The organism is Haloferax sp. Atlit-6N, assembly GCF_003383195.1.
Lineage (GTDB): Archaea > Halobacteriota > Halobacteria > Halobacteriales > Haloferacaceae > Haloferax > Haloferax gibbonsii.
In genome coordinates, this window is record NZ_QEQJ01000003.1 from 66586 (window position 1) to 84905 (window position 18320).

Annotated in this window: 16 protein-coding genes and 1 pseudogene; 12 read left to right on the forward strand and 5 right to left on the reverse strand. The window is 66.6% G+C overall.

Features of this window, described 5'->3' with window-relative positions; all coding sequences use genetic code 11:
• Positions 1–95 precede the first annotated feature (95 nt).
• The 10 genes and pseudogenes from DEQ92_RS12650 (at position 96) to DEQ92_RS12695 (ending at position 11500) form a co-directional block, all read left to right on the forward strand.
• On the forward strand, positions 96–1841 hold the full coding sequence (locus tag DEQ92_RS12650) for an ABC transporter substrate-binding protein (RefSeq protein ID WP_004972087.1): 1746 nt from the start codon (positions 96–98) through the stop codon (positions 1839–1841).
• A pseudogene (locus tag DEQ92_RS12655) lies at positions 1838–2868 on the forward strand (ABC transporter permease). Before DEQ92_RS12650 ends, DEQ92_RS12655 begins: the two are co-directional and overlap by 4 nt.
• On the forward strand, positions 2865–3764 hold the full coding sequence (locus tag DEQ92_RS12660) for an ABC transporter permease (RefSeq protein WP_004972091.1): 900 nt from the start codon (positions 2865–2867) through the stop codon (positions 3762–3764). Before DEQ92_RS12655 ends, DEQ92_RS12660 begins: the two are co-directional and overlap by 4 nt.
• Positions 3761–4873: an ABC transporter ATP-binding protein gene (locus tag DEQ92_RS12665; RefSeq protein ID WP_115820898.1), complete on the forward strand. Its 1113-nt coding sequence runs from the start codon at positions 3761–3763 to the stop codon at positions 4871–4873. Before DEQ92_RS12660 ends, DEQ92_RS12665 begins: the two co-directional genes overlap by 4 nt.
• Positions 4866–5939, forward strand: a complete 1074-nt coding sequence (locus DEQ92_RS12670; RefSeq protein ID WP_004972095.1) for an ABC transporter ATP-binding protein — start codon at positions 4866–4868, stop codon at positions 5937–5939. Before DEQ92_RS12665 ends, DEQ92_RS12670 begins: the two co-directional genes overlap by 8 nt.
• On the forward strand, positions 5936–7027 hold the full coding sequence (locus DEQ92_RS12675) for a DUF917 domain-containing protein (protein WP_115820899.1): 1092 nt from the start codon (positions 5936–5938) through the stop codon (positions 7025–7027). Before DEQ92_RS12670 ends, DEQ92_RS12675 begins: the two co-directional genes overlap by 4 nt.
• Positions 7020–8564 (forward strand): hydantoinase/oxoprolinase N-terminal domain-containing protein, encoded by a 1545-nt coding sequence (locus tag DEQ92_RS12680; protein WP_004972098.1) that lies wholly within the window; start codon positions 7020–7022, stop codon positions 8562–8564. Before DEQ92_RS12675 ends, DEQ92_RS12680 begins: the two co-directional genes overlap by 8 nt.
• Complete coding sequence (locus DEQ92_RS12685; RefSeq protein WP_007274224.1) at positions 8564–9652, forward strand: DUF917 domain-containing protein; 1089 nt, start codon at positions 8564–8566, stop codon at positions 9650–9652. The genes DEQ92_RS12680 and DEQ92_RS12685 overlap by 1 nt, the downstream gene beginning before the upstream one ends.
• The gene (locus tag DEQ92_RS12690) at positions 9649–10764 is read left to right on the forward strand and encodes a DUF917 domain-containing protein (RefSeq protein WP_115820900.1); all 1116 of its coding nucleotides are present in this window, start codon (positions 9649–9651) and stop codon (positions 10762–10764) included. The genes DEQ92_RS12685 and DEQ92_RS12690 overlap by 4 nt, the downstream gene beginning before the upstream one ends.
• Positions 10765–10969: 205 nt before the next feature.
• Positions 10970–11500 (forward strand): Lrp/AsnC family transcriptional regulator, encoded by a 531-nt coding sequence (locus DEQ92_RS12695; protein ID WP_004972105.1) that lies wholly within the window; start codon positions 10970–10972, stop codon positions 11498–11500.
• 33 nt (positions 11501–11533) lie between these two features.
• On the opposite strand, the gene DEQ92_RS12700 is transcribed toward DEQ92_RS12695, so the two are convergent.
• Complete coding sequence (locus DEQ92_RS12700; RefSeq protein ID WP_115820901.1) at positions 11534–12844, reverse strand: aspartate aminotransferase family protein; 1311 nt, start codon at positions 12842–12844, stop codon at positions 11534–11536.
• Positions 12845–13103: 259 nt separating this feature from the next.
• Between DEQ92_RS12700 and DEQ92_RS12705 the strand changes: the two genes are divergently transcribed.
• On the forward strand, positions 13104–14483 hold the full coding sequence (locus tag DEQ92_RS12705) for an NAD-dependent succinate-semialdehyde dehydrogenase (RefSeq protein WP_115820902.1): 1380 nt from the start codon (positions 13104–13106) through the stop codon (positions 14481–14483).
• A 260-nt stretch (positions 14484–14743) separates the two neighbouring features.
• The gene (locus DEQ92_RS12710; protein ID WP_115820903.1) at positions 14744–16156 is read left to right on the forward strand and encodes an APC family permease; all 1413 of its coding nucleotides are present in this window, start codon (positions 14744–14746) and stop codon (positions 16154–16156) included.
• 57 nt (positions 16157–16213) lie between these two features.
• On the opposite strand, the gene DEQ92_RS12715 is transcribed toward DEQ92_RS12710, so the two are convergent.
• From DEQ92_RS12715 to DEQ92_RS12730, 4 genes are all read right to left on the reverse strand, one after another.
• Positions 16214–16708: an Lrp/AsnC family transcriptional regulator gene (locus DEQ92_RS12715; RefSeq protein WP_008096998.1), complete on the reverse strand. Its 495-nt coding sequence runs from the start codon at positions 16706–16708 to the stop codon at positions 16214–16216.
• Positions 16709–16833: 125 nt separating this feature from the next.
• Positions 16834–17175, reverse strand: a complete 342-nt coding sequence (locus DEQ92_RS12720) for a ferredoxin (RefSeq protein WP_008096999.1) — start codon at positions 17173–17175, stop codon at positions 16834–16836.
• Entirely contained in the window at positions 17175–18029 is an 855-nt protein-coding gene (locus DEQ92_RS12725; RefSeq protein WP_115820904.1) for a CbtA family protein, read from the reverse strand. The genes DEQ92_RS12720 and DEQ92_RS12725 overlap by 1 nt, the downstream gene beginning before the upstream one ends.
• Positions 18030–18031: 2 nt before the next feature.
• A complete protein-coding gene (locus DEQ92_RS12730) occupies positions 18032–18217 on the reverse strand; it encodes a CbtB domain-containing protein (RefSeq protein WP_004972120.1) in 186 nt (61 codons plus the stop codon).
• Positions 18218–18320: the final 103 nt, after the last annotated feature.

An 18320-nucleotide genomic window follows, 5' to 3' on the forward strand; every position in this document is an offset into this window, starting at 1 on the left:
TTCATACAGCATTCCACTTTGAACCGAGAATATTGTTTTAGGTTACTATACGGTATCTTTATGTGCCATTGCAACTCTGTGAGAATGAGTAACGTATGTCGAGAAAAGACATCACACAGACGCGGTCGCAGGTGGGGTCGAAATCGGAGTCAATCCGCGCTCGGTTCGGAGACGCGGCGAGTCGTCGGAACTTCCTCAAGGTCCTCGGGACGGCCGGCATCGCCGGTCTCGCCGGCTGTTCCGGCGGCGGTGAGAGCTACAACGGTGAAGAGCAGACGACGGCCTCGGGCGGCGACGGCGAGGGGACGGAGACGGAGACGTCGTCCGGCGGCGACTCCGGGAGTTCGACGCTCCGCATGAGCGCGACCCAACGCTTCGGGACGGTCGACCCCGCGAAGGGGACGGACTACACGCAGGTGCTCGCGCTGGTCAACCTCTACGACCCGCTCGTGTTCCCCGACACGGAGGGGAACCTACAGGGACACCTCGCCGAGGACTGGACCGTCTCGGACGACAACCAGACCTACACGTTCACGCTCCGCGAGGGCGCGACGTTCCACAGCGGCAACCCCGTCACGGCGGAGGACGTGCAGTTCTCTGCCGAGCGGTTCCTCGATATCAACCAGGGTTACTCGTCGCTGCTCGGGAACGTGCTCTCGAAGGAGAACGTGACCGTCGAGGACGAGCGGACCGTGTCGTTCACGCTCGACCGCGTCCACTCGCCGTTCCTCGCGACGCTCGTGTTACTGTTCGTCGTCGACAAACAGCAGGTCCTCGACAACGCCGAGGACGGCGACTTCGGCGACCGCGGCGACTACGCCCAGTCGTTCCTCAACGACAACGACGCCGGCTCCGGCCCGTACGAGCTCGCGGGCTTCGAGCGGCAGGCGCAGATTTCGTTCAGCCGCTACGCCGACTACTGGGGCTCGTTCAAAGACGGCGCGTACGACAACGTCGTCGTCCAGATCATCACCAACGACCCGACGGTTCGCTCGCTGATGAAGACGGGCGAACTCGACATGTCGAGCCAGTACCAAAGCGAGGAGACCTACGAGGCTCTCGCGGCCGAAGACGACATCCGCGTCGAGTCGGTCCCGACGGTGACGACGTTCTACTTCAAAATCAACACCCAGAAGGCCCCCACCGACGACCCCGCCGTCCGCGAGGCGATGGCCTACGGCTTCGACTACGAGACGGCGCGCAACGAAATCGCGCCGGGGTCGCTCCCCGCGCAGGGGCCGCTCCCAACCTCGTTCGGCGTCCACAACGACGACATCGTCCAGCCGACCTACGACCCCGAGAAGGCGCGGCAGATTCTCGCCGACGCCGGCTACGAGGAGGGCGACATCACCGTCCAGAACACCTACGTGAAGGACTACGGCCTCGAAGAGAAGATGGGCCTGCTCTTCCAGCAGAACATGGACGAAATCGGCATCAACGTCGAGTTGAACCCCCAGACGTGGGGGACGATGACCGAGCTCGCGACGAGCGTCGAGGGGACGCCGCACATCAACCAGGTGTTCTATGGCCCGGTGTATCCCTCGCCGGACACGGTGTTCTACAACCAGTACCACTCTGAAGCCGCCTCGACGTGGATGAGCATGGAACACCTCGAAGACGAGGCGGTCGACTCCCTCATCGACGAGGCGCGCTCGACGGTCGACGCCGACGCCCGCGCCGAACTGTACGCCGAAGTCCAAGAGCGCATCGCGAACCAGTTCCCCGCCCTGTTCATCTTCGTCCAGTCGAAGAAACACGCCTTCGCGGACGACGTGAAGGGCTACACGTTCCGGCCGTCGATGAGTTTCGACTACTGGTTCCCCGACTTCTACCAAGAATGAAGTACTGGCAGTACCTCGTGCGCCGGCTCGCGGGCATCCTCGTGAGTCTCATCGGCCTGTCGATAATCATCTTCACCACGTCACGAGTGCTCCCCGGGAACCCCGCGCGGATGGCCCTCGGCGCGCTCGCGTCGGAAGAACAGGTGCAGGCGCTCGCCGCCGAGATGGGACTGAACAAGCCGATTCCCCTGCAGTACCTCGACTACATGCGGGGGCTGCTCGTCGGCGACCTCGGGACGAGTCTCGAGACCAAGCGCGCGGTCAGCACCGACATCGTCTACTACCTGCCGGCGACGCTCGAACTCATCACGGTGTCGATGTTCCTCACCGTCGTCATCGGAATTCCGCTCGGCGTCGTCGCCGCGCAGAACAAAGACGGGCTCACCGACAACGCGACGCGACTCGTCGCGTTCTTCAGCGTGAGCGTGCCCGGCTTCTTCATCGCAATCATGTTCCAGCTGCTGTTCGGCTACCTCCTCGAGTGGCTCCCCATCACGGGGCGGCTCGGCTCGGAGTTCGGCTCGGGCGTCTCGCGGTTCACGGGCTTCCTGCTCGTGGACACCCTGCTGTCCGGGAACCTCGCGGCCCACGTCGACGCGTGGGCGCACATCATCCTCCCGGCGCTCGCGCTCTCGCTCGCCGGCATCGGACAGGTGATGCGCATCACCCGGTCGAGCATGATTGACGTGAAAGACCAGGACTACGTCGAGGCCGAACGCGGCTTCGGCCTCCCCTCGTGGCTCGTCACGTACAAGTACACGCTCAAGAACGCGTTCATTCCGACGCTCACGATTCTGGGGCTGCTGTACGCCTCGCTTCTGGGGAACGCGTTCCTCATCGAACTCGTCTACTCGTGGCCCGGCCTCGCGTCCTACGGCGTCACCGGGTGCTGAACAACGACTTCAACGCCGTCGTCGGCGTCACGATGACCATCGGGGTCGCGTTCGTGAGCATCAACTTCCTCGTCGACGTGCTCTTGGGTCGCGTTGACCCGCGCATCAGGCTGGCGATGGAGGAGGCGACATGAGCGCCGAGTCAGCGGGCGTCCTCGACCGGTTCGTCTCGGCCGAGCGCCGCGAACTCTGGCAGCGGTCGTGGAAGCGCTTTACGAGCAGGCCGATGAGCGTCATCGGTCTCGGAATCATCATCGCCATCATCTTGCTCGCCGTCTTCGCACCCGTCGTCGCGCCGTACCCCGAACACGCCGGGAAGTTCACCGACTTCTCGAACACGCTCCAGCCGCCGAGCCTCGACCACCCGCTGGGGACCGACCACGTCGGCCGCGACGTGCTCTCGCGCATCCTCTTCGGCTACCGACTGTCGCTCATGCTCGTGGGCGTCGTCCTCGGCTTCGGCGTCCCCGTGGGCGTGCTACTCGGCCTCGTCGCCGGCTACTACGGCGGCTGGACTGAGACGATTATCATGCGGGCGACCGACACGGCGCTCGCCTTACCGCCGCTCGTGATGGCGTTGGCAATCACCTCGGCCTTAGAGCCGACGCTGACGAACGCGATGATAGCCATCGCGGCGCTGTGGTGGACGTGGCACGCCCGCCTCGTCCAGAGCATCGTCGCCAGCGAGCGCGGCGAGGAGTACGTGCAGGCCGCGAAGCTCGCCGGTGCGAGCACGCCGCACATCCTCTTCCGGGAGATTCTCCCGAACACGCTGTCGCCGATTCTGGTCAAGGTGACCCTCGACGCGGGCTTCGTCATCCTCATCGGCGCGGGCCTGTCGTTCATCGGCGTCGGCGTCCAGCCGCCCCAGCCCGGGCTCGGCACGATGGTCAGCCAAGGAACGTCCTACCTGCCCGATTCGTGGTGGGTGAGCGTCTTCGCCGGGCTCGCAATCTTCGTCCTCGTGATGGGGTTCAACATGCTCGGCGACGGGCTTCGCGACCTCTTCGACGTGGAGGTGAACCGATGAAACTCGACGAGCCGGTCGCCGAGAACCCGCTTTTGACCGTCGAGAACCTCGAAGTCGGCTTCGAGTCGTTCGACGGCTTCGCGGAGGTCATCGACGGCGTCAACCTCTCTATCGGCAAGGGCGAGGTCGTCACCATCGCCGGCGAGACCGGCTGCGGTAAGTCGGTGACGATGAAGTCCATCCTCCGCCTGCTCAACCAGCCGCCCGCCCGCGTGAACGGCGAAATCACGTTCGACGGGACGGAGCTGCTGTCGCTTTCGGACCGCGAGTTCGAGCGCGTCAAGGGCCAGCGGATGAGCCTCGTCTTCCAAGACCCGATGTCGAGTCTGAACCCGACGTTCACCATCGGGGAACAGCTCACCGACACCGCGCAGTTCGGCGGCGACAGCGGCACGGGCGTCGTGGAGTTCTTCCGCCGCCGCTTCAGCGGCGAGCGCGACGAGGCGCGCGAGCGCGTCTTGGAGATGCTCCGCGAGGTCCAGATGCCGGACCCCGAGAACATCATGGACTCGTACCCGTCGCAGCTGTCCGGCGGGATGCGTCAGCGCGCGCTCATCGCGCAGGCCCTGCTGAACGAGCCGGACCTGCTCATCGCCGACGAGATCGGCACCGCGCTGGACGTGACGATTCACGACCAGATTCTCGACCTGCTGAAGGACCTCATCGAGAACCACGACCTGAGCGTCCTGATGATCACCCACAACCTCGGCGTCGCCCGACAGGTGAGCGACCGCGTGTACGTCATGTACGGCGGCCGCATCGTCGAAACCGCGCCGACAGACGAGCTGTTCGAGAATCCGAAACACCCCTACACGCAGGGGCTCATCGCGTCCATTCCGCGCCTGACGGGCGACGAGATGGCGACCGGTATCGACGGCTCGATTCCCGAGTACCTCGACCCGCCGCCGGGCTGTCGGTTCGCGCCGCGGTGTCCCTACGCCACCGCCGAGTGCGAGCAGGCCCGCCCGGAGATGTACGAGCGCGGCCCGCAGACCGGCGTCGAGTGCGTCCTCTACGACGAGGCCGTCCCGGCGTCCGAGCGGCCGACCGTCGAAGAGACCCGGAGCCACATGACCCGGCGACCGGGCAAGCAGACGGGGGGTGACTGACGTGTCCGAACCCCTGCTCGAAGTCGACGACCTCGAGAAGTACTTCCCCGTCAAAAGCGGCATCATCAAGCGCACGTCAGACTACGTGAAGGCGGTCGACGGCGTCTCGTTCGACATCGAGCGCGGCGAAACCCTCGCGCTCATCGGCGAGTCCGGGTCCGGAAAGAGCACCGTCGCCCGGACGATTATCGGTCTGACCGGCGCGACCGGCGGGACCGTCAGGTTCGACGGCGAGGACATCACGAACGCGACCGACGAGCAACTGGCTCGCCTCCGGTCGCGCGTCCAGATGGTGTTTCAGGACCCCACGTCGAGTCTGAACCCACGGCGGACCATCGGCAAGTCGCTCGCGGTCCCGCTGAAGGCCCGCGGCGTGGCGAAGTCCGACCTCCGGGAACGCGTGGTCGACCTGCTCGAACGCGTCGAGTTGAACGACGAGTACTGGAACAAGTACCCCCACGAGCTCTCCGGCGGCCAGAAACAGCGGGTGAACATCGCCCGCGCGCTCGCGGTCGAGCCGGAACTGCTCTTGCTCGACGAGCCGACGAGCGCCCTCGACGTGAGCGTGCAGGCGAAGATTATCGCGCTCCTCGAGGACTTACAGGAGGAGTTCGGGCTCACCTACCTCTTTATCACCCACGACCTCTCGTTGGTCCGCAACTTCGCCGACGAGACGGCCGTGATGTACCTCGGCGAGATTCAGGAACGCGGCCCCACGGAGGAGGTCTTCCAGCGGCCGCGACACCCCTACTCGCGGGCGCTTCTCTCCGCGATTCCCGTCACGACCGACGAGGAAGAGGCGTACAAGCCGCGGCACGAACCGCTCCGGGGCGAAATTCCGAGCCCGCGGGACGTGCCCGCGGGCTGTCGGTTCCACACGCGGTGTCCCTACGCGACGGACGCGTGTTCGACCGACGAACCGCAGTTCGTCGCGGTCGACGCCGGCCCCAGCGTCCGGTGTCACATCTACGACGAGGCGTACGCCGACGCGTTCGACGACGTGCCCGAGGTGGCCGTCGCGGCGGTCGCCGACGAGACAGTCGCATCGAACACCCACGAACCATGAAGATAACCACAGACAACATCGACGACTTCGCCACCGGCGCGACCGTCCTCGGGACCGGCGGCGGGGGCGACCCCTACATCGGGAAGCTGATGGCACAGCAGGCAATCGAAGAGCACGGCCCCGTCGACCTCATCGACCCGCGCGACGTGCCCGACGACGCGCTCGTCATCCCGAGCGCGATGCTCGGCGCGCCGACCGTGATGGTCGAGAAGATGCCGAAGGGAACCGAGGCGCTTTCCGCCTTCGAGGCGCTCGAAACGCACCTCGGACAGGAGGCCTACGCGACGATGAGCATCGAGGCGGGCGGGCTGAACAGCACCGTCCCCATCGCCGTCGCCGCCGCGCTCGGACTCCCTCTCGTGGACGCCGACGGCATGGGCCGGGCGTTCCCCGAGGTGCAGATGGTGACGCTCACGATGGGCGGTGTCAGCGCCACCCCGATGAGCATCGCCGACGAGAAGGGCAACTCGCTTCTCGTGAACACCGTCAGCAACGAGTACGCCGAGGCGTTCGCCCGCGTGACGAGCATCGAGATGGGCGGCGCGTGCATGATAGGCACCTACGCGCTCTCCGGCTCGGAGGTCCGCGAGCACGCGATTCTCGACTCGATGTCCCTCGCCCACGACATCGGCGAGTCGATTCGCACCGCCAAGCACCGCTCGCAGGACCCCGTCGAGGCGGTTCTCGACCTCACCGACGGCTACGAGCTGTTCGCGGGGAAGATAACCGACGTGGAGCGCCGAACCGAAGGCGGCTTCGCGGTCGGCGAGGCGACCCTCGACGGCATCGACGACTGCGAGGACCGGACGTTCACCCTCGACTTCCAGAACGAGAACCTCGTCGCCCGCGACTCGGAGCGCGGCGTCGTGGCGAGCACCCCCGACCTGATTACCGTCCTGGACGCCGAGACGGGCGACCCCGTCACCACCGAGCGACTCGCCTACGGCCACCGGGTGCGGGTCATCGGGATGCCGTGTTCGCCGAAGTGGCGAACCGACGAGGGACTCGACCTCGTCGGGCCGGGGTACTTCGACTACAGCATCGACTACGAACCAATCGAAACTCTCCAGCAACCCAAACATGACTGACTACCGAATCGGAATCGACGTCGGCGGCACCAACACGGACGCCGTCGTCATGGACGGCGACGACAACCTCCTCGCGAAGACGAAGACCCCCACCACGGAAGACATCACGTCGGGCATCCTCAACGCCCTCGACGTGGTCCTCGACGACAGCGGCGTCTCCGAGGACGAACTCGACTACGTGATGCTCGGCACCACCCACGCGACGAACGCCATCACGGAGCGCCGCGGCCTCAACGAGGTCGGCGTCATCCGCATCGGCGCGCCCGCGACCCAGAGCATCCGCCCGCTCCTCGAGTGGCCCGACGACCTCGCCGAGGCAATCGGCAACAACGTCGCCATCCTCGACGGCGGCCACGAGTTCGACGGCCGACTCCTCAACGACCTCGACGAGGAGCAGGTCAGAGCGCAGGTTCGCGAGTTCGCCGACGTGGACGCCTTCGCCGTGACGAGCGTCTTCTCGCCCGTCCGCGACGACCACGAGACGCGGGTCGCCGAACTCATCCGCGAGGAGGTCGGCGACGACGTGCCCATCTCCGTCTCGAACGAAATCGGGAGCGTCGGCCTGCTCGAACGCGAGAACGCGACGGCGCTCAACGCCGCGCTCACCAGCGTCGCCTCGGAGGCCGCGAACGCCTTCGTCGACGCGATGAACGAACGCGGCATCGACGCGAATCTCTACTTCGGCCAGAACGACGGGACGCTGATGAGCGTCGACTACGCCATCCGCTACCCCATCTTCACGGTCGCCAGCGGCCCCTCGAACTCGGTCCGCGGCGCGGCGTACCTTTCGGCGGTCGAAAACGGCATCATCGTCGACGTCGGCGGCACGACCACCGACGTGGGCGCGGTCACCGAGGGCTTCCCCCGCGAGAGCAGCGTCGCCGTCGAAATCGGCGAGGTGAAGACCAACTTCCGCATGCCCGACATCATCGCCATCGGCATCGGCGGCGGCTCCATCGTCTCGACCGACGGCGGCGTCACCGTCGGCCCCCAGAGCGTCGGCTACAAGCTGACCGAGGAGGCGAAGTGTTTCGGCGGGGAGACGCTGACCGCGACCGACCTCGAAGTCGCCGCGGGCACCATCGACATCGGCTCCGAGACGCCGGACGTCGACGGTGAAATCGTCGAGGCCGCCCGCGAGTACGTCAGAGAGCGCGTCGAGCGCGAGGTCGACCGAATGAAGACGAGCGCCGAGCCGGTCCCCGTGGTCATCGTCGGCGGCGGGAGCATCCTCGTCCCCGACGACATCGCGGGCGCGAGCGAGGTCCACAAGCCCGACCACTACGAGGTCGCAAACGCCGTCGGCGTCGCCATCGCGCAGGTCTCCGGCGAGGTCGACCGCATCTACAGCCTCGACGAGATGGACCGCGAGGAGGCCATCCAGCACGCGAAAGACGAGGCCACCGACAACGCGCTTGCGGCCGGCGCGGACCCCGACAGCGTTGACATCGTCGACGTGGAGGAGGTCCCGCTTTCGTACCTGCCCGGCAACGCGGTGCGAATCAAGGTGAAGGCCGCCGGGGCGCTCGACCACTGATGACGGTCGAAATCGGCGTCGAGGAGATAGAGGACATCGCGCTCGGCGCGACCGTCCTCGGGACCGGCGGCGGGGGCGACCCCCACGTCGGCAAGCTCGTGGCGAAGCAGGCCATCGAGGAGTTCGGCCCCGTCGAACTTCTCCCCCCGGACGAACTGGACGCGGACGACTTCGTCATCCCGACCGCCCAGATGGGCGCGCCGACCGTCTCGGTCGAGAAGCTCCCCAGCGGGCGGGAAGCCGTCACTTCGATGGAGCGAATCGAGCGCGAACTCGGGAAGACCGCCGACGCGACGATGCCGATCGAGTGCGGCGGCATCAACTCGACGTTCCCCTTCGCCGTCGCGGCCCGCCGCGGGCTTCCCGTGGTGGACGCCGACGGCATGGGACGCGCCTTCCCCGAACTCCAACACGAGACGTTCAACATCTACGGCGTCAGCGGGACGCCCGCGGCCGTCAGCGACGAGCAGGGGAGCACCTGCCTCATCGAGACCGAGGACAACGACCAGTTGGAGTGGCTGGCCCGCGGCGTCACCGTCAGAATGGGCGGCGTCGCCTACGTCTCGGACTACCCGATGACCGGGACGCAGGTCAAAGAGACCGCCATCCCCGGCACGATGTCGCTCGCGAAGAACCTCGGCCGCGCGCTCCGACTCGCCGAGGACGACGCGATGAGCGCCATCCGCGAGGTGACCCGCGAGTCGATTTACGGCGAGGCGCGGTCGCTGTTCGAGGGGAAAATCGTGGACGTCCAGCGCCGCACCGAGCGCGGGTTCGTCTTCGGCCACGTCGATATCGACGGCCTCGACGGCGACGAGGGCTCGACGATGCGCATCGAGTTCCAAAACGAGAACCTCGGCGCGGCGGTCGACGGGAGCTACGTGGCGACCGTCCCCGACCTCATCACCGTCCTCGACCGCGAGACGGGCGGTCCGATTCCGACCGAGAGCCTCCGGTACGGGGCGCGGGTCCGCGTGCTCGGCATCCGGACGCCCGAGATAATGCGGACGCCCGCCGCGCTCGACGTGTGGGGGCCGGCGTCGTTCGGCCTCGAAGCGACCTACGAACCACTCGCGGACCACCCATGAGTTTCGACATCCCACACCTGACGGAGATAACGCTCGACGACCTCGAGGCGCTCGGCACCGGCGCGGGAATCCTCGGCACCGGCGGGGGCGGCAACCCCCGCCTCGGCCGCCTGCGACTCCAGACGCTCCTCGAAGACGACGCCTACCCCGACTCGGTCGAACTGGTCGACCCGCGGGACCTGCCGGCCGACGCCACCGTGGCGAGCGTCGGCGGGATGGGCGCGCCCACCATCAGCGTCGAGAAGTTCGCCGGCGGCGACGAGGAGGTGCAGTCGCTTCGGGCCATCGAGGAACTCTCCGGCGAGACGGTCGACGCGCTCATCCCCGGCGAAATCGGCGGCGCGAACAGCATGGCCCCGCTGTGCGTGGCGGCGATGACCGACCTCCCCGTGGTCGACGCCGACGGCATGGGTCGGGCGTTCCCCGAGCTGCAGATGGACACGTTCTTCATCTACGGCACGCCCGTGAACTACGCGGCGACGACCGACGAGCGCGGCAATCAGGTCGTCTACCGGGACATCGACTCGGCCAAGCGCCTCGAAGACCTCGCGCGGGCCATCACCGTCCAGATGGGCGGCCGCTCGGGCTACGCCTTCCCGCTCATGACCGGCGAGTTCGTCTCGGAGTACGCGGTCCCCCACACCGTCTCGCTCGCCACCGAACTCGGGCGGGCGGTCGAACGCGCCCGCGACGCCGGCACCGACCCCGTCGACGCCGGCCGCGAACTCCTCGGCGGCGAGGAGCTGTTCGCCGGCAAAATCGTGGACGTACACCGGCGCAACCGCGACGGTTTCGCCCTCGGGAGCGTCACGCTCACCGGGTTGGACGAGGACGCGACCCTCGAAATCGAGTTCCAAAACGAGTTCCTCGTCGCGCGGGACGACGACGGCGAGCTTCTCACGACCGTCCCCGACCTCATCTGCCTCGTCGACACCGACACCGGCGCGCCGGTCATGACCGACGCCCTGCGGTACGGCCAGCGCGTCCGCGTCCTCGGCGTGCCCGCGCCCGAACTGCTCACGACGCCCGAGGCGCTCGACGTCATCGGCCCCGAAGCGTTCGGCTACGACATCCCCTACGACCCGCTCCCGCGGGACGAGACCGGGTGGTGACGCCGCGGTCGCCGCGGTCCCACCGCCGCCCTAACCGCTGAATCGCCCTCGGCGCCGCGTTTCGCGCGGCGTCCCGCGACCGAACCAACTCGTACCACCACCCCGCCCCGACGCGTTGACTAGCCAATTCGGCACAATCCACGTGTCGTTTTGATTCGTTTACGTCACCAGCAGTTTCAAATCGAACCCCCGAATACATCCGACCATGGAAAACCCCGACCTCACGTCCGCCGACGCCCCGTCCGACCCGAACACGCCGGAGGCGGTCCTCGAAAACTACCTCGACGAGCACGACTACGAGATATTCCGCGCGCTCAACGAGAACGGCCGCATCTCAGACACGGAGCTCGCCGAGCGCGTCGGTCTCTCCCGGACCGCGGTTCGTCGCCGCCGCGAGAAGCTTCAGGAGAGCGACGTGCTCGAAATCCTCGCGGTCATCGTCCTCCAGGAGGCCGACCTCGCCGACGCGCAGGTGCTCGTCTCGTTCAATCAGCACGTCTCTTCCGACGTGCGGACCGAGTTCATCACGATGCTCATCGACGAGGGACTCGTCTACAACACGAGTTCCTGTCTCGGCGAGTACGACCTCGTCTTCAGCGCGTGGCACACCGACCTGAACGCGCTGAAGGAGTACATCTGGGACCTCTTCGACGGCGAGGAAATCGTCGACGACTACACCATCATCCCGCTTCTGAAGACGTGGAAGGCGTGGGACAAAGAGCTGGACCGCCCCTGAATCGGTCGAGTGCGCGGTAAGGAGGACTCCTGTTCAGGCCAGGTCGTCCAGCGCGACTCGGAGCGCGTCGACGGCCTCGCCGAGTTGCGCCTGCGAAATCGTCAGCGGCGGCTGGAAGCGCATGACGTTCTTGTAGTAGCCGCCGACGCCCATGACGACGTTGGACTCCTCGCGGAGGTGCTCGCCGACCGCGGCCGCGAGTTCCTTGTCGGGCGCGGGGGCGACGTGCTGCGGGCCGGTCGTCCCCGGGTCGACGAGTTCGATTCCCTGCATCAGTCCGAGGCCGCGGGCCTCACCGACCACGTCGTAGTCGGATTCGAGCGTGGCGAGTTCGGCCGAGAGCCACTCGCCGTTCTCGCGGGCGTTGTCGATGATACCGTTCTGCAGTTCCTCGATAGTCGCCAGCGCGGCCGCGCAGGCGACGGGGTTGCCGCCGAACGTCGAGAGGTGGTCGCCGGAACCGAACGTGTCGGCGATTTCCGCGGGGGCCGTGAACGCGCCGAGGGGCAGGCCGTTGGCGATGCCCTTCGCCTGCGTCAGGATGTCCGGTTCGACGCCGAAGTGCTCGCTGGCGAACAGTTCGCCGGTGCGGCCGTAGCCGGTCTGGACCTCGTCGGCGATGAGGAGCGCGCCGTGGTCGTGGGCGATGTCCCGGACGCGCTTGAGCCACGCCTCCGAGGGGACGACGATGCCGGCCTCGCCCATGACGGGTTCGACGACGACCGCCGCGAGGTCGCCGCTGGTGTGCGAGCCGATGACTCGTTCGAGCGCGTCGGCGCAGTCCGCGCCGCAGGTGTCGCCGTCGCAGCGGGGACAGCGGTAAGCGTACGGCGGCGCGGTGTGAGCCACGTCGTTAATCGTCGGGGCCATGTCCTGCTTGTAGGCCCTGTTGCCGGTGAGCGCGAGGCTTCCGAGGGTGCGGCCGTGGAAGCCCATCTCCAGCGAGATGACCTCCTTGGAGCCGGTGTACTTCCGGGCGAGCTTGATGGCCCCCTCGACCGCCTCGGTGCCGGAGTTACAGAAGAAGGACTTCTGGAGGTCGCCCGGCGTCACCTCGGCGATGGTCTCCGCGAGGTCGGCCACCGGCCGGTTGGGGTGGACGTACGAACAGCCGTGGACGAACTCCTCTAACTGCTCGGTCGCGGCCTCGACGACGGCCTCGTTGTTGTGTCCGACGTTCGTCACCGAGATGCCGGAGAACACGTCGAGGTACTCGTTGCCGTCGAAGTCCTCGAGGGTGCAACCGGACGCCCGTTCGACCGGGACGTTCAGCGATTTCCAAATCGGCATGAGGTAGTCGTCGTACGCCGCCTCGACCGACGAGTTCGTCTCCCGTTCTCTCATGAACACAAAGTCTAAACTGAATCCTAATAAATTATTCTGTATGGGATAAAGTTCAAATCTACTCGTCGGCTTCGGTCACGAAACGGTCGCGCGGAACTCGAACGTGGCTGGATACCTCGTACTCGACTCCGTTCGCCACCGAGGACGTGTTGAACACAGTCCAAATAATCCCACTCTACTGGAACATTTATCAATATATGGGACGACAGTCGGGGCAAGCGGGAGTCGCGAGCGACCGCCGCGCTCCCGAGAGCCGACCATGAAATCCATCAACCCCGCAACCGAGGAAGTCATCGAGACGCACGAGGAACACGACGAGGCGACGGTCGACGCGCGCTTGGACGCCGCGTGGGACCGGTTCGAATCGTGGCGCGAGACCCCGATTTCGCGGCGCGAGAAGTTGCTCGCGTCCGCGGCCGACGTGCTGCGCGAGCACAGCGAGGAGTACGCGAGCCTGATGGCAGAAGAGATGGGCAAGCCCATAGCGCAGGCGGTCTCCGAGGTCGAAAAGTGCGCGTGGGTCTGCGACTACTACGCCGAACACGCCTCGGAGTTCCTGCAGGACGAGCACATCGGCACCGTGCCAGGGTCGAAGACGTACGTCTCCTACGAGCCCATCGGCCCGGTGCTCGCGGTGATGCCGTGGAACTTCCCGTTCTGGCAGGTGTTCCGGTTCGCGGCCCCGCACATCACCGCCGGCAACGTCGCCGTGCTCAAGCACGCGCCGAACGTCTTCGGCTGTGCCGACGCCATCGCCTCCGTCTTCGAGCGGGCGGGCTATCCCGACGACGTGTTCACCTCGCTGCAGATTCCCGCCGAGCGCGTCGCCGGCGTCATCGAAGACGACCGGGTTCGGGGCGTGAGTCTGACCGGAAGCACCCGCGCCGGGCGGGCCGTCGCGGAGACGAGCGGCCGCGAACTCAAGCCGACGGTGCTCGAACTCGGCGGGAGCGACCCGTTCATCGTCCTCGACGACGCGCCGCTCGAAGCGACCGCGAAGCAGGCCGCGCGGGCGCGAACCCAGAATAACGGCCAGTCGTGTATCGCCGCGAAGCGCTTCCTCGTCCACGAGGGCGTCTACGACGAGTTCGTCGAACGCTTCACGGAAGAGATGCGCGCGCTGACCGTCGGCGACCCAACGGACCCCGAGACTGATGTGGGGCCACAGGCGAGAGCAGACCTCATGGAGACGCTCCACGAACAGGTCACGGCGTCCGTCGACGCCGGCGCGACGCTCCGACTCGGCGGCGAACCGCTCGACCGACCCGGCCACTACTATCCGCCGACGGTGCTGACCGACGTGCCCGACGGCGCGCCCGCGAGGACCGAGGAACTGTTCGGTCCCGTCGCCACCGTCATCAGGGTCGAAGACGAGGAGGACGCGGTCCGCGTGGCGAACGACACGCCCTTCGGCCTCGGCGCGAGCGTCTGGACGGCCGACGCCGAACGCGGCGAGGCGCTCACGACGAGGCTCACCGCGGGCAACGTCGCCGTCAACCACATCGTCGCGTCGGACCCGCGGGTCCCGTTCAGCGGGACGAAAAACTCGGGCTACGGGACCGAACTCTCCCAACACGGGATTCGAGAGTTCGTCAACACGAAGACGGTCTGGGTCGAGGACGCGCCCGCCGACGAGTAACCGAACAGGAACTCGGCGCGACAGCCGCGACAACACCGGCGGCGACGCCCGGAAGGCGAATCAAACCGAATCGAACGCGGACGCTTTTTTTCGATTCTGCGAGTTGACTACCATTCGAACCGCCGGCCGTTTGCCGATTTTCCGGTGAATCGTCGGCCAGTTTGTCGTTCCAGACCATGATTCTCTATTGAACTGTGTTCCTTATTTCCTCTAAAAATTGAACACAGTAAGATATATAGTGAGTAAGTTAGAATGTGGTGATGTCAATCATAACCATGACAGGAGAACTCTCACGCGTCCTCTCGAAGCGCGACGTGTTCGTGCTCGCGCTCGGGGCGATGATCGGATGGGGTTGGATCGTACAGACGGGGTACTTCATCGACCAGAGCGGCGTCACCGGCGCGATTTCGGCGTTCGTCCTCGGTGGGTTCATGGTGTTCGTCGTCTCGCTCATCTACGGCGAACTCGCCTCGGCGATGCCCTTCGTCGGCGGCGAACACGTCTACAGCATGCGGGCGTTGGGGCCGGCCGGCTCGTTCGTCTGCACGTGGGCGATAATCTTCGGCTACATCAGCGTCGTCGCGTTCGAGGCGGTGGCGCTCCCGAGCGCCCTCGCGTACATCGTCCCCGGTTTCAACGTGTTCGAACTCTGGACGGTCGCCGGCCAGCCGGTCTACGGCACGTGGGTGGCGACGGGCGTCATCGGCTCCGTGGTCATCACGTACCTCAATTACCGGGGGGTCCGCCCGGCCGCGCAGTTCCAGGCGATTCTCGCGCTCGTCATCACGCTGTCCGGCCTGACGCTCCTCCTCGGCGCGCTGTTCAACGGCACCTCGCCGTCGTCGCCGCCGCTCGCGGGAGCCGGCATCGGCGGCGTGTTCACGGTCGCCATCATGACGCCGTTCATGTTCGTCGGCTTCGACGTGATTCCGCAGGCCGCGGGCGAGGCCGACGTGTCGCCGAAGCTCCTCGGCGGGCTCATCGGCCTCTCGGTCGCCTGCGCCGCCGCGTTCTACATCGCCGTCATCTGGGCGGCCGGACAGGTCGCCACGGGCGCGACGCTCGTCGAGAGCTCGCTCCCCGCGGCGACGGCGATGGAAATCGCGTTCGACAGCGTGACCATCGGCCGCATCATGGCGCTGGCCGGCCTCGCGGGCATCCTCACGAGCTGGAACGGCTTCGTCCTCGGAGCCAGTCGCGCCATCTACGCGATGGCCGACTCGAACATGCTCCCCGAGCGGCTCGCGACGATTCACGACGACCACGACACGCCGTCGACCGCAATCGTGCTCGTCGGCGGCCTCGCGGCGCTCGCGCCCCTGTTCGGCGAGCAGATGCTCGTGTGGGTCGTCAACGCCGGGGGCCTCGGCATGGTGTCGGCGTGGTTCCTCGTCGTCGTCTCGTTCCTCGTGCTCCGGTACCGCGACCCCGACTTCGACCGGCCGTTCAAGCTCCCGGCGGGCTACGCGGTCGGCGCTCTCGGCCTGCTGCTGACGGTGTTCTTCGTCGGCCTCTACCTCCCCGGCTCGCTCTCGGCGCTGGCGTGGCCCTACGAGTGGGCGATGGTCGGCGGCTGGTGCCTGCTCGGCGTCGTCCTGTTGGCCGTCGCCGGCGGGCTTCCGACCCGGACGGAGGCCAAGGCGCACCTGAGCGCCCAGCAACTCGAAGACTAAGCCGCCTCCGGCGGTCGAAGCGCGGTGCGGTAGAATTCGGATGCGACGCGGACCGCGTTACGACACGTCGGGAAGCAGCGCGTCTTTCAGTTCTTCGAGTTCGTAGTCGTTCAGCGGGTTCGGCTCGTCCTTGATGGTCGTGATGACGAACGTCGAACTCGTCCGCGAAATCTCGTCTATCTCCTCGAACTCCGAGATGAGGTCCTCGACCATCGCGCGCGAGGCGAGGTGCGAAATCAGGACGAAGTCGGTGTCGCCGAGCGTGAAATACACCTGGTTGACGCCGGGCACCTCGCCGAGTTTGTCGCCGACCTCCTTGTGGTACTCCGAGCCGTACTCGGCCCAGACCTCGGTGATGAGCGTGAGATTCAGTCCGGCCTTCTCGAAGTCGATGTCGAAGATGTCGTTCTTGATGATTCCCTGCTCTTGGAGCCGTTCGAGGCGGTAGTGAACGGTCGACTTCGGGATGCCGGTCTCCTCGGTTATCCGGTCGGGACTCCCCGATTCGAGCGTCCCGATAGCCTTGAGGATTCGAAGGTCCTTCTCGTCCATGAACCGTAATCAGAAGTGCAACGATATTATTGTTCTGCGTCCAATCCCGGCCTCGTCACGGAGATAGCGGCAAGACGGTGGTGAGACGGGCGCGGCGCAGACGCCGGAGGTCGTCGCCGAGACGGTCAGCGATTGGGTCGAACGCCGAGGTTCGACGCGTCGGGACCGAACTCGTCGGCCAACAGCGCCGGCACGTCGTCCGGACGAACGTCGGAGTACCACCGGTTTCGCGGGTGGATGGCGACCGCGGCCCCCTCGGTGCTACAGAGCCCGAGACAGCTCGTTTCGACGACGTGGACCCGCGACCAGAAGACGCCACGGTCGCGCAACCACGAGGTCACCGCGTCGTACACCGCCGTGCCGTCGGCCTCGGCGCAGTCGGCGTAGTCGGACTCTCGGCTGTTCGTACAGACCAGCACGTGGTCGGTAAAGCCGTGCTCGCGGACCTCGTCGGTTCGGTCGCGCATCAGTCGGCCGCGGGAGCCGCGTCCCGGCCCGCAATCGGGGTCGCCGACTCGGACTCGCCCGACGACCGGAACTGGGCGTGCGCCGCCGCGAGGACCAGCCACAAGAGGAGCTGTCCAAAGGCGAACAGTCCGGCGAGTCCGGTTTCGAGCGTCGGCGACAGCGCCCCGTGAACCGCGTTTTCGGGGGCGACGACGGCGACGGCCGCGAGCAGACCGAACGGAACGACCGCACCGACGACGGCCGCGACGAGGCCGCTCGACTCGCGCAGGCGGGCGTAGGCGTAACCGGCCGAGAGACAGGCGAGCGCCCCGGCGAGCATCATCCCGGCGTAGAGCGGGAGCCGCGTCGCCACCGAAAGCGACTGCTCCGCGCCCGGCGCGGCCGGCGGGAGGACCAGCCACGGCGCGCCCGAGACGGTGACGAACCCCGCGAGCCCCATCAGGTAGCTCCTCGTGGCGTCTGGACCGGGAATCGCCGGTTCGAGGAAGAAGAACGCGACCCCGAAGAACGCGCCGCCGAGCACGACGCCCCACAGCCCGCCGGCCGCGACGCTCACGGCCTTCGTGACCGCCATCGACACCGCGGTGTCGTGATGGCCGCCGCCTTCGCCGGCGTGCGAGTCACCGGAGTCGTGGCTGTGAGCGCCGTCGGTCTCGTGGCTGTGAGCCCCCTCCGAATCGTGGCTGTGGGCGCTCTCCGCCTCGTGACCGTGACCGCTCTCCTCGACGGCGGCGTGGTTCAGTTCGTCCGCGTAGGCGACGAGGGGGTTGGCGACGACGGCCATGAACAGGCCGAACACCAGTCCGGCGACCAGCCCCGCCTTCACTCCCCGCGTCAGGTACTCGGCGAACATCGTCAGTGGCAGGCGATACCGGCCGCGTGGCGGAAGTTGTGCAGCGAGTCGTGGACGAGCGGGTCCTGCACGAACAGGAGCGTAAAGCCCAGCGCGGCGATGAAGAGGGCTCCCGCGGCCATCTGCGTGGGAGCCAGTTCGGTTCGGGCGCGTTCGATTCGACCGTTGACGGTGTTCGCCGTAGCCATGGTAAACTCAGATTGATGAAAACCAAGTTTGATTGTAAAACTTTCGAAGACAAGCCAGATTGTGTTTCAGCAACTGAAATTTAATAACTCGGCGGGTCGATTT

Bases quoted from the DNA above. Each gene is read 5' to 3' on its own strand.
- DEQ92_RS12695 (WP_004972105.1), top strand. From the start codon at position 10,970: ATGGAAAACCCCGACCTCACGTCCGCCGACGCCCCGTCCGACCCGAAC.
- DEQ92_RS12730 (WP_004972120.1), bottom strand. From the start codon at position 18,217: ATGGCTACGGCGAACACCGTCAACGGTCGAATCGAACGCGCCCGAACC.
- DEQ92_RS12665 (WP_115820898.1), top strand. From the start codon at position 3,761: ATGAAACTCGACGAGCCGGTCGCCGAGAACCCGCTTTTGACCGTCGAG.
- DEQ92_RS12680 (WP_004972098.1), top strand. From the start codon at position 7,020: ATGACTGACTACCGAATCGGAATCGACGTCGGCGGCACCAACACGGAC.
- DEQ92_RS12675 (WP_115820899.1), top strand. From the start codon at position 5,936: ATGAAGATAACCACAGACAACATCGACGACTTCGCCACCGGCGCGACC.
- DEQ92_RS12705 (WP_115820902.1), top strand. From the start codon at position 13,104: ATGAAATCCATCAACCCCGCAACCGAGGAAGTCATCGAGACGCACGAG.
- DEQ92_RS12690 (WP_115820900.1), top strand. From the start codon at position 9,649: ATGAGTTTCGACATCCCACACCTGACGGAGATAACGCTCGACGACCTC.
- DEQ92_RS12700 (WP_115820901.1), bottom strand. From the start codon at position 12,844: ATGAGAGAACGGGAGACGAACTCGTCGGTCGAGGCGGCGTACGACGAC.
- DEQ92_RS12725 (WP_115820904.1), bottom strand. From the start codon at position 18,029: ATGTTCGCCGAGTACCTGACGCGGGGAGTGAAGGCGGGGCTGGTCGCC.
- DEQ92_RS12685 (WP_007274224.1), top strand. From the start codon at position 8,564: ATGACGGTCGAAATCGGCGTCGAGGAGATAGAGGACATCGCGCTCGGC.
- DEQ92_RS12720 (WP_008096999.1), bottom strand. From the start codon at position 17,175: ATGCGCGACCGAACCGACGAGGTCCGCGAGCACGGCTTTACCGACCAC.
- DEQ92_RS12660 (WP_004972091.1), top strand. From the start codon at position 2,865: ATGAGCGCCGAGTCAGCGGGCGTCCTCGACCGGTTCGTCTCGGCCGAG.
- DEQ92_RS12715 (WP_008096998.1), bottom strand. From the start codon at position 16,708: ATGGACGAGAAGGACCTTCGAATCCTCAAGGCTATCGGGACGCTCGAA.
- DEQ92_RS12710 (WP_115820903.1), top strand. From the start codon at position 14,744: ATGTCAATCATAACCATGACAGGAGAACTCTCACGCGTCCTCTCGAAG.
- DEQ92_RS12650 (WP_004972087.1), top strand. From the start codon at position 96: ATGTCGAGAAAAGACATCACACAGACGCGGTCGCAGGTGGGGTCGAAA.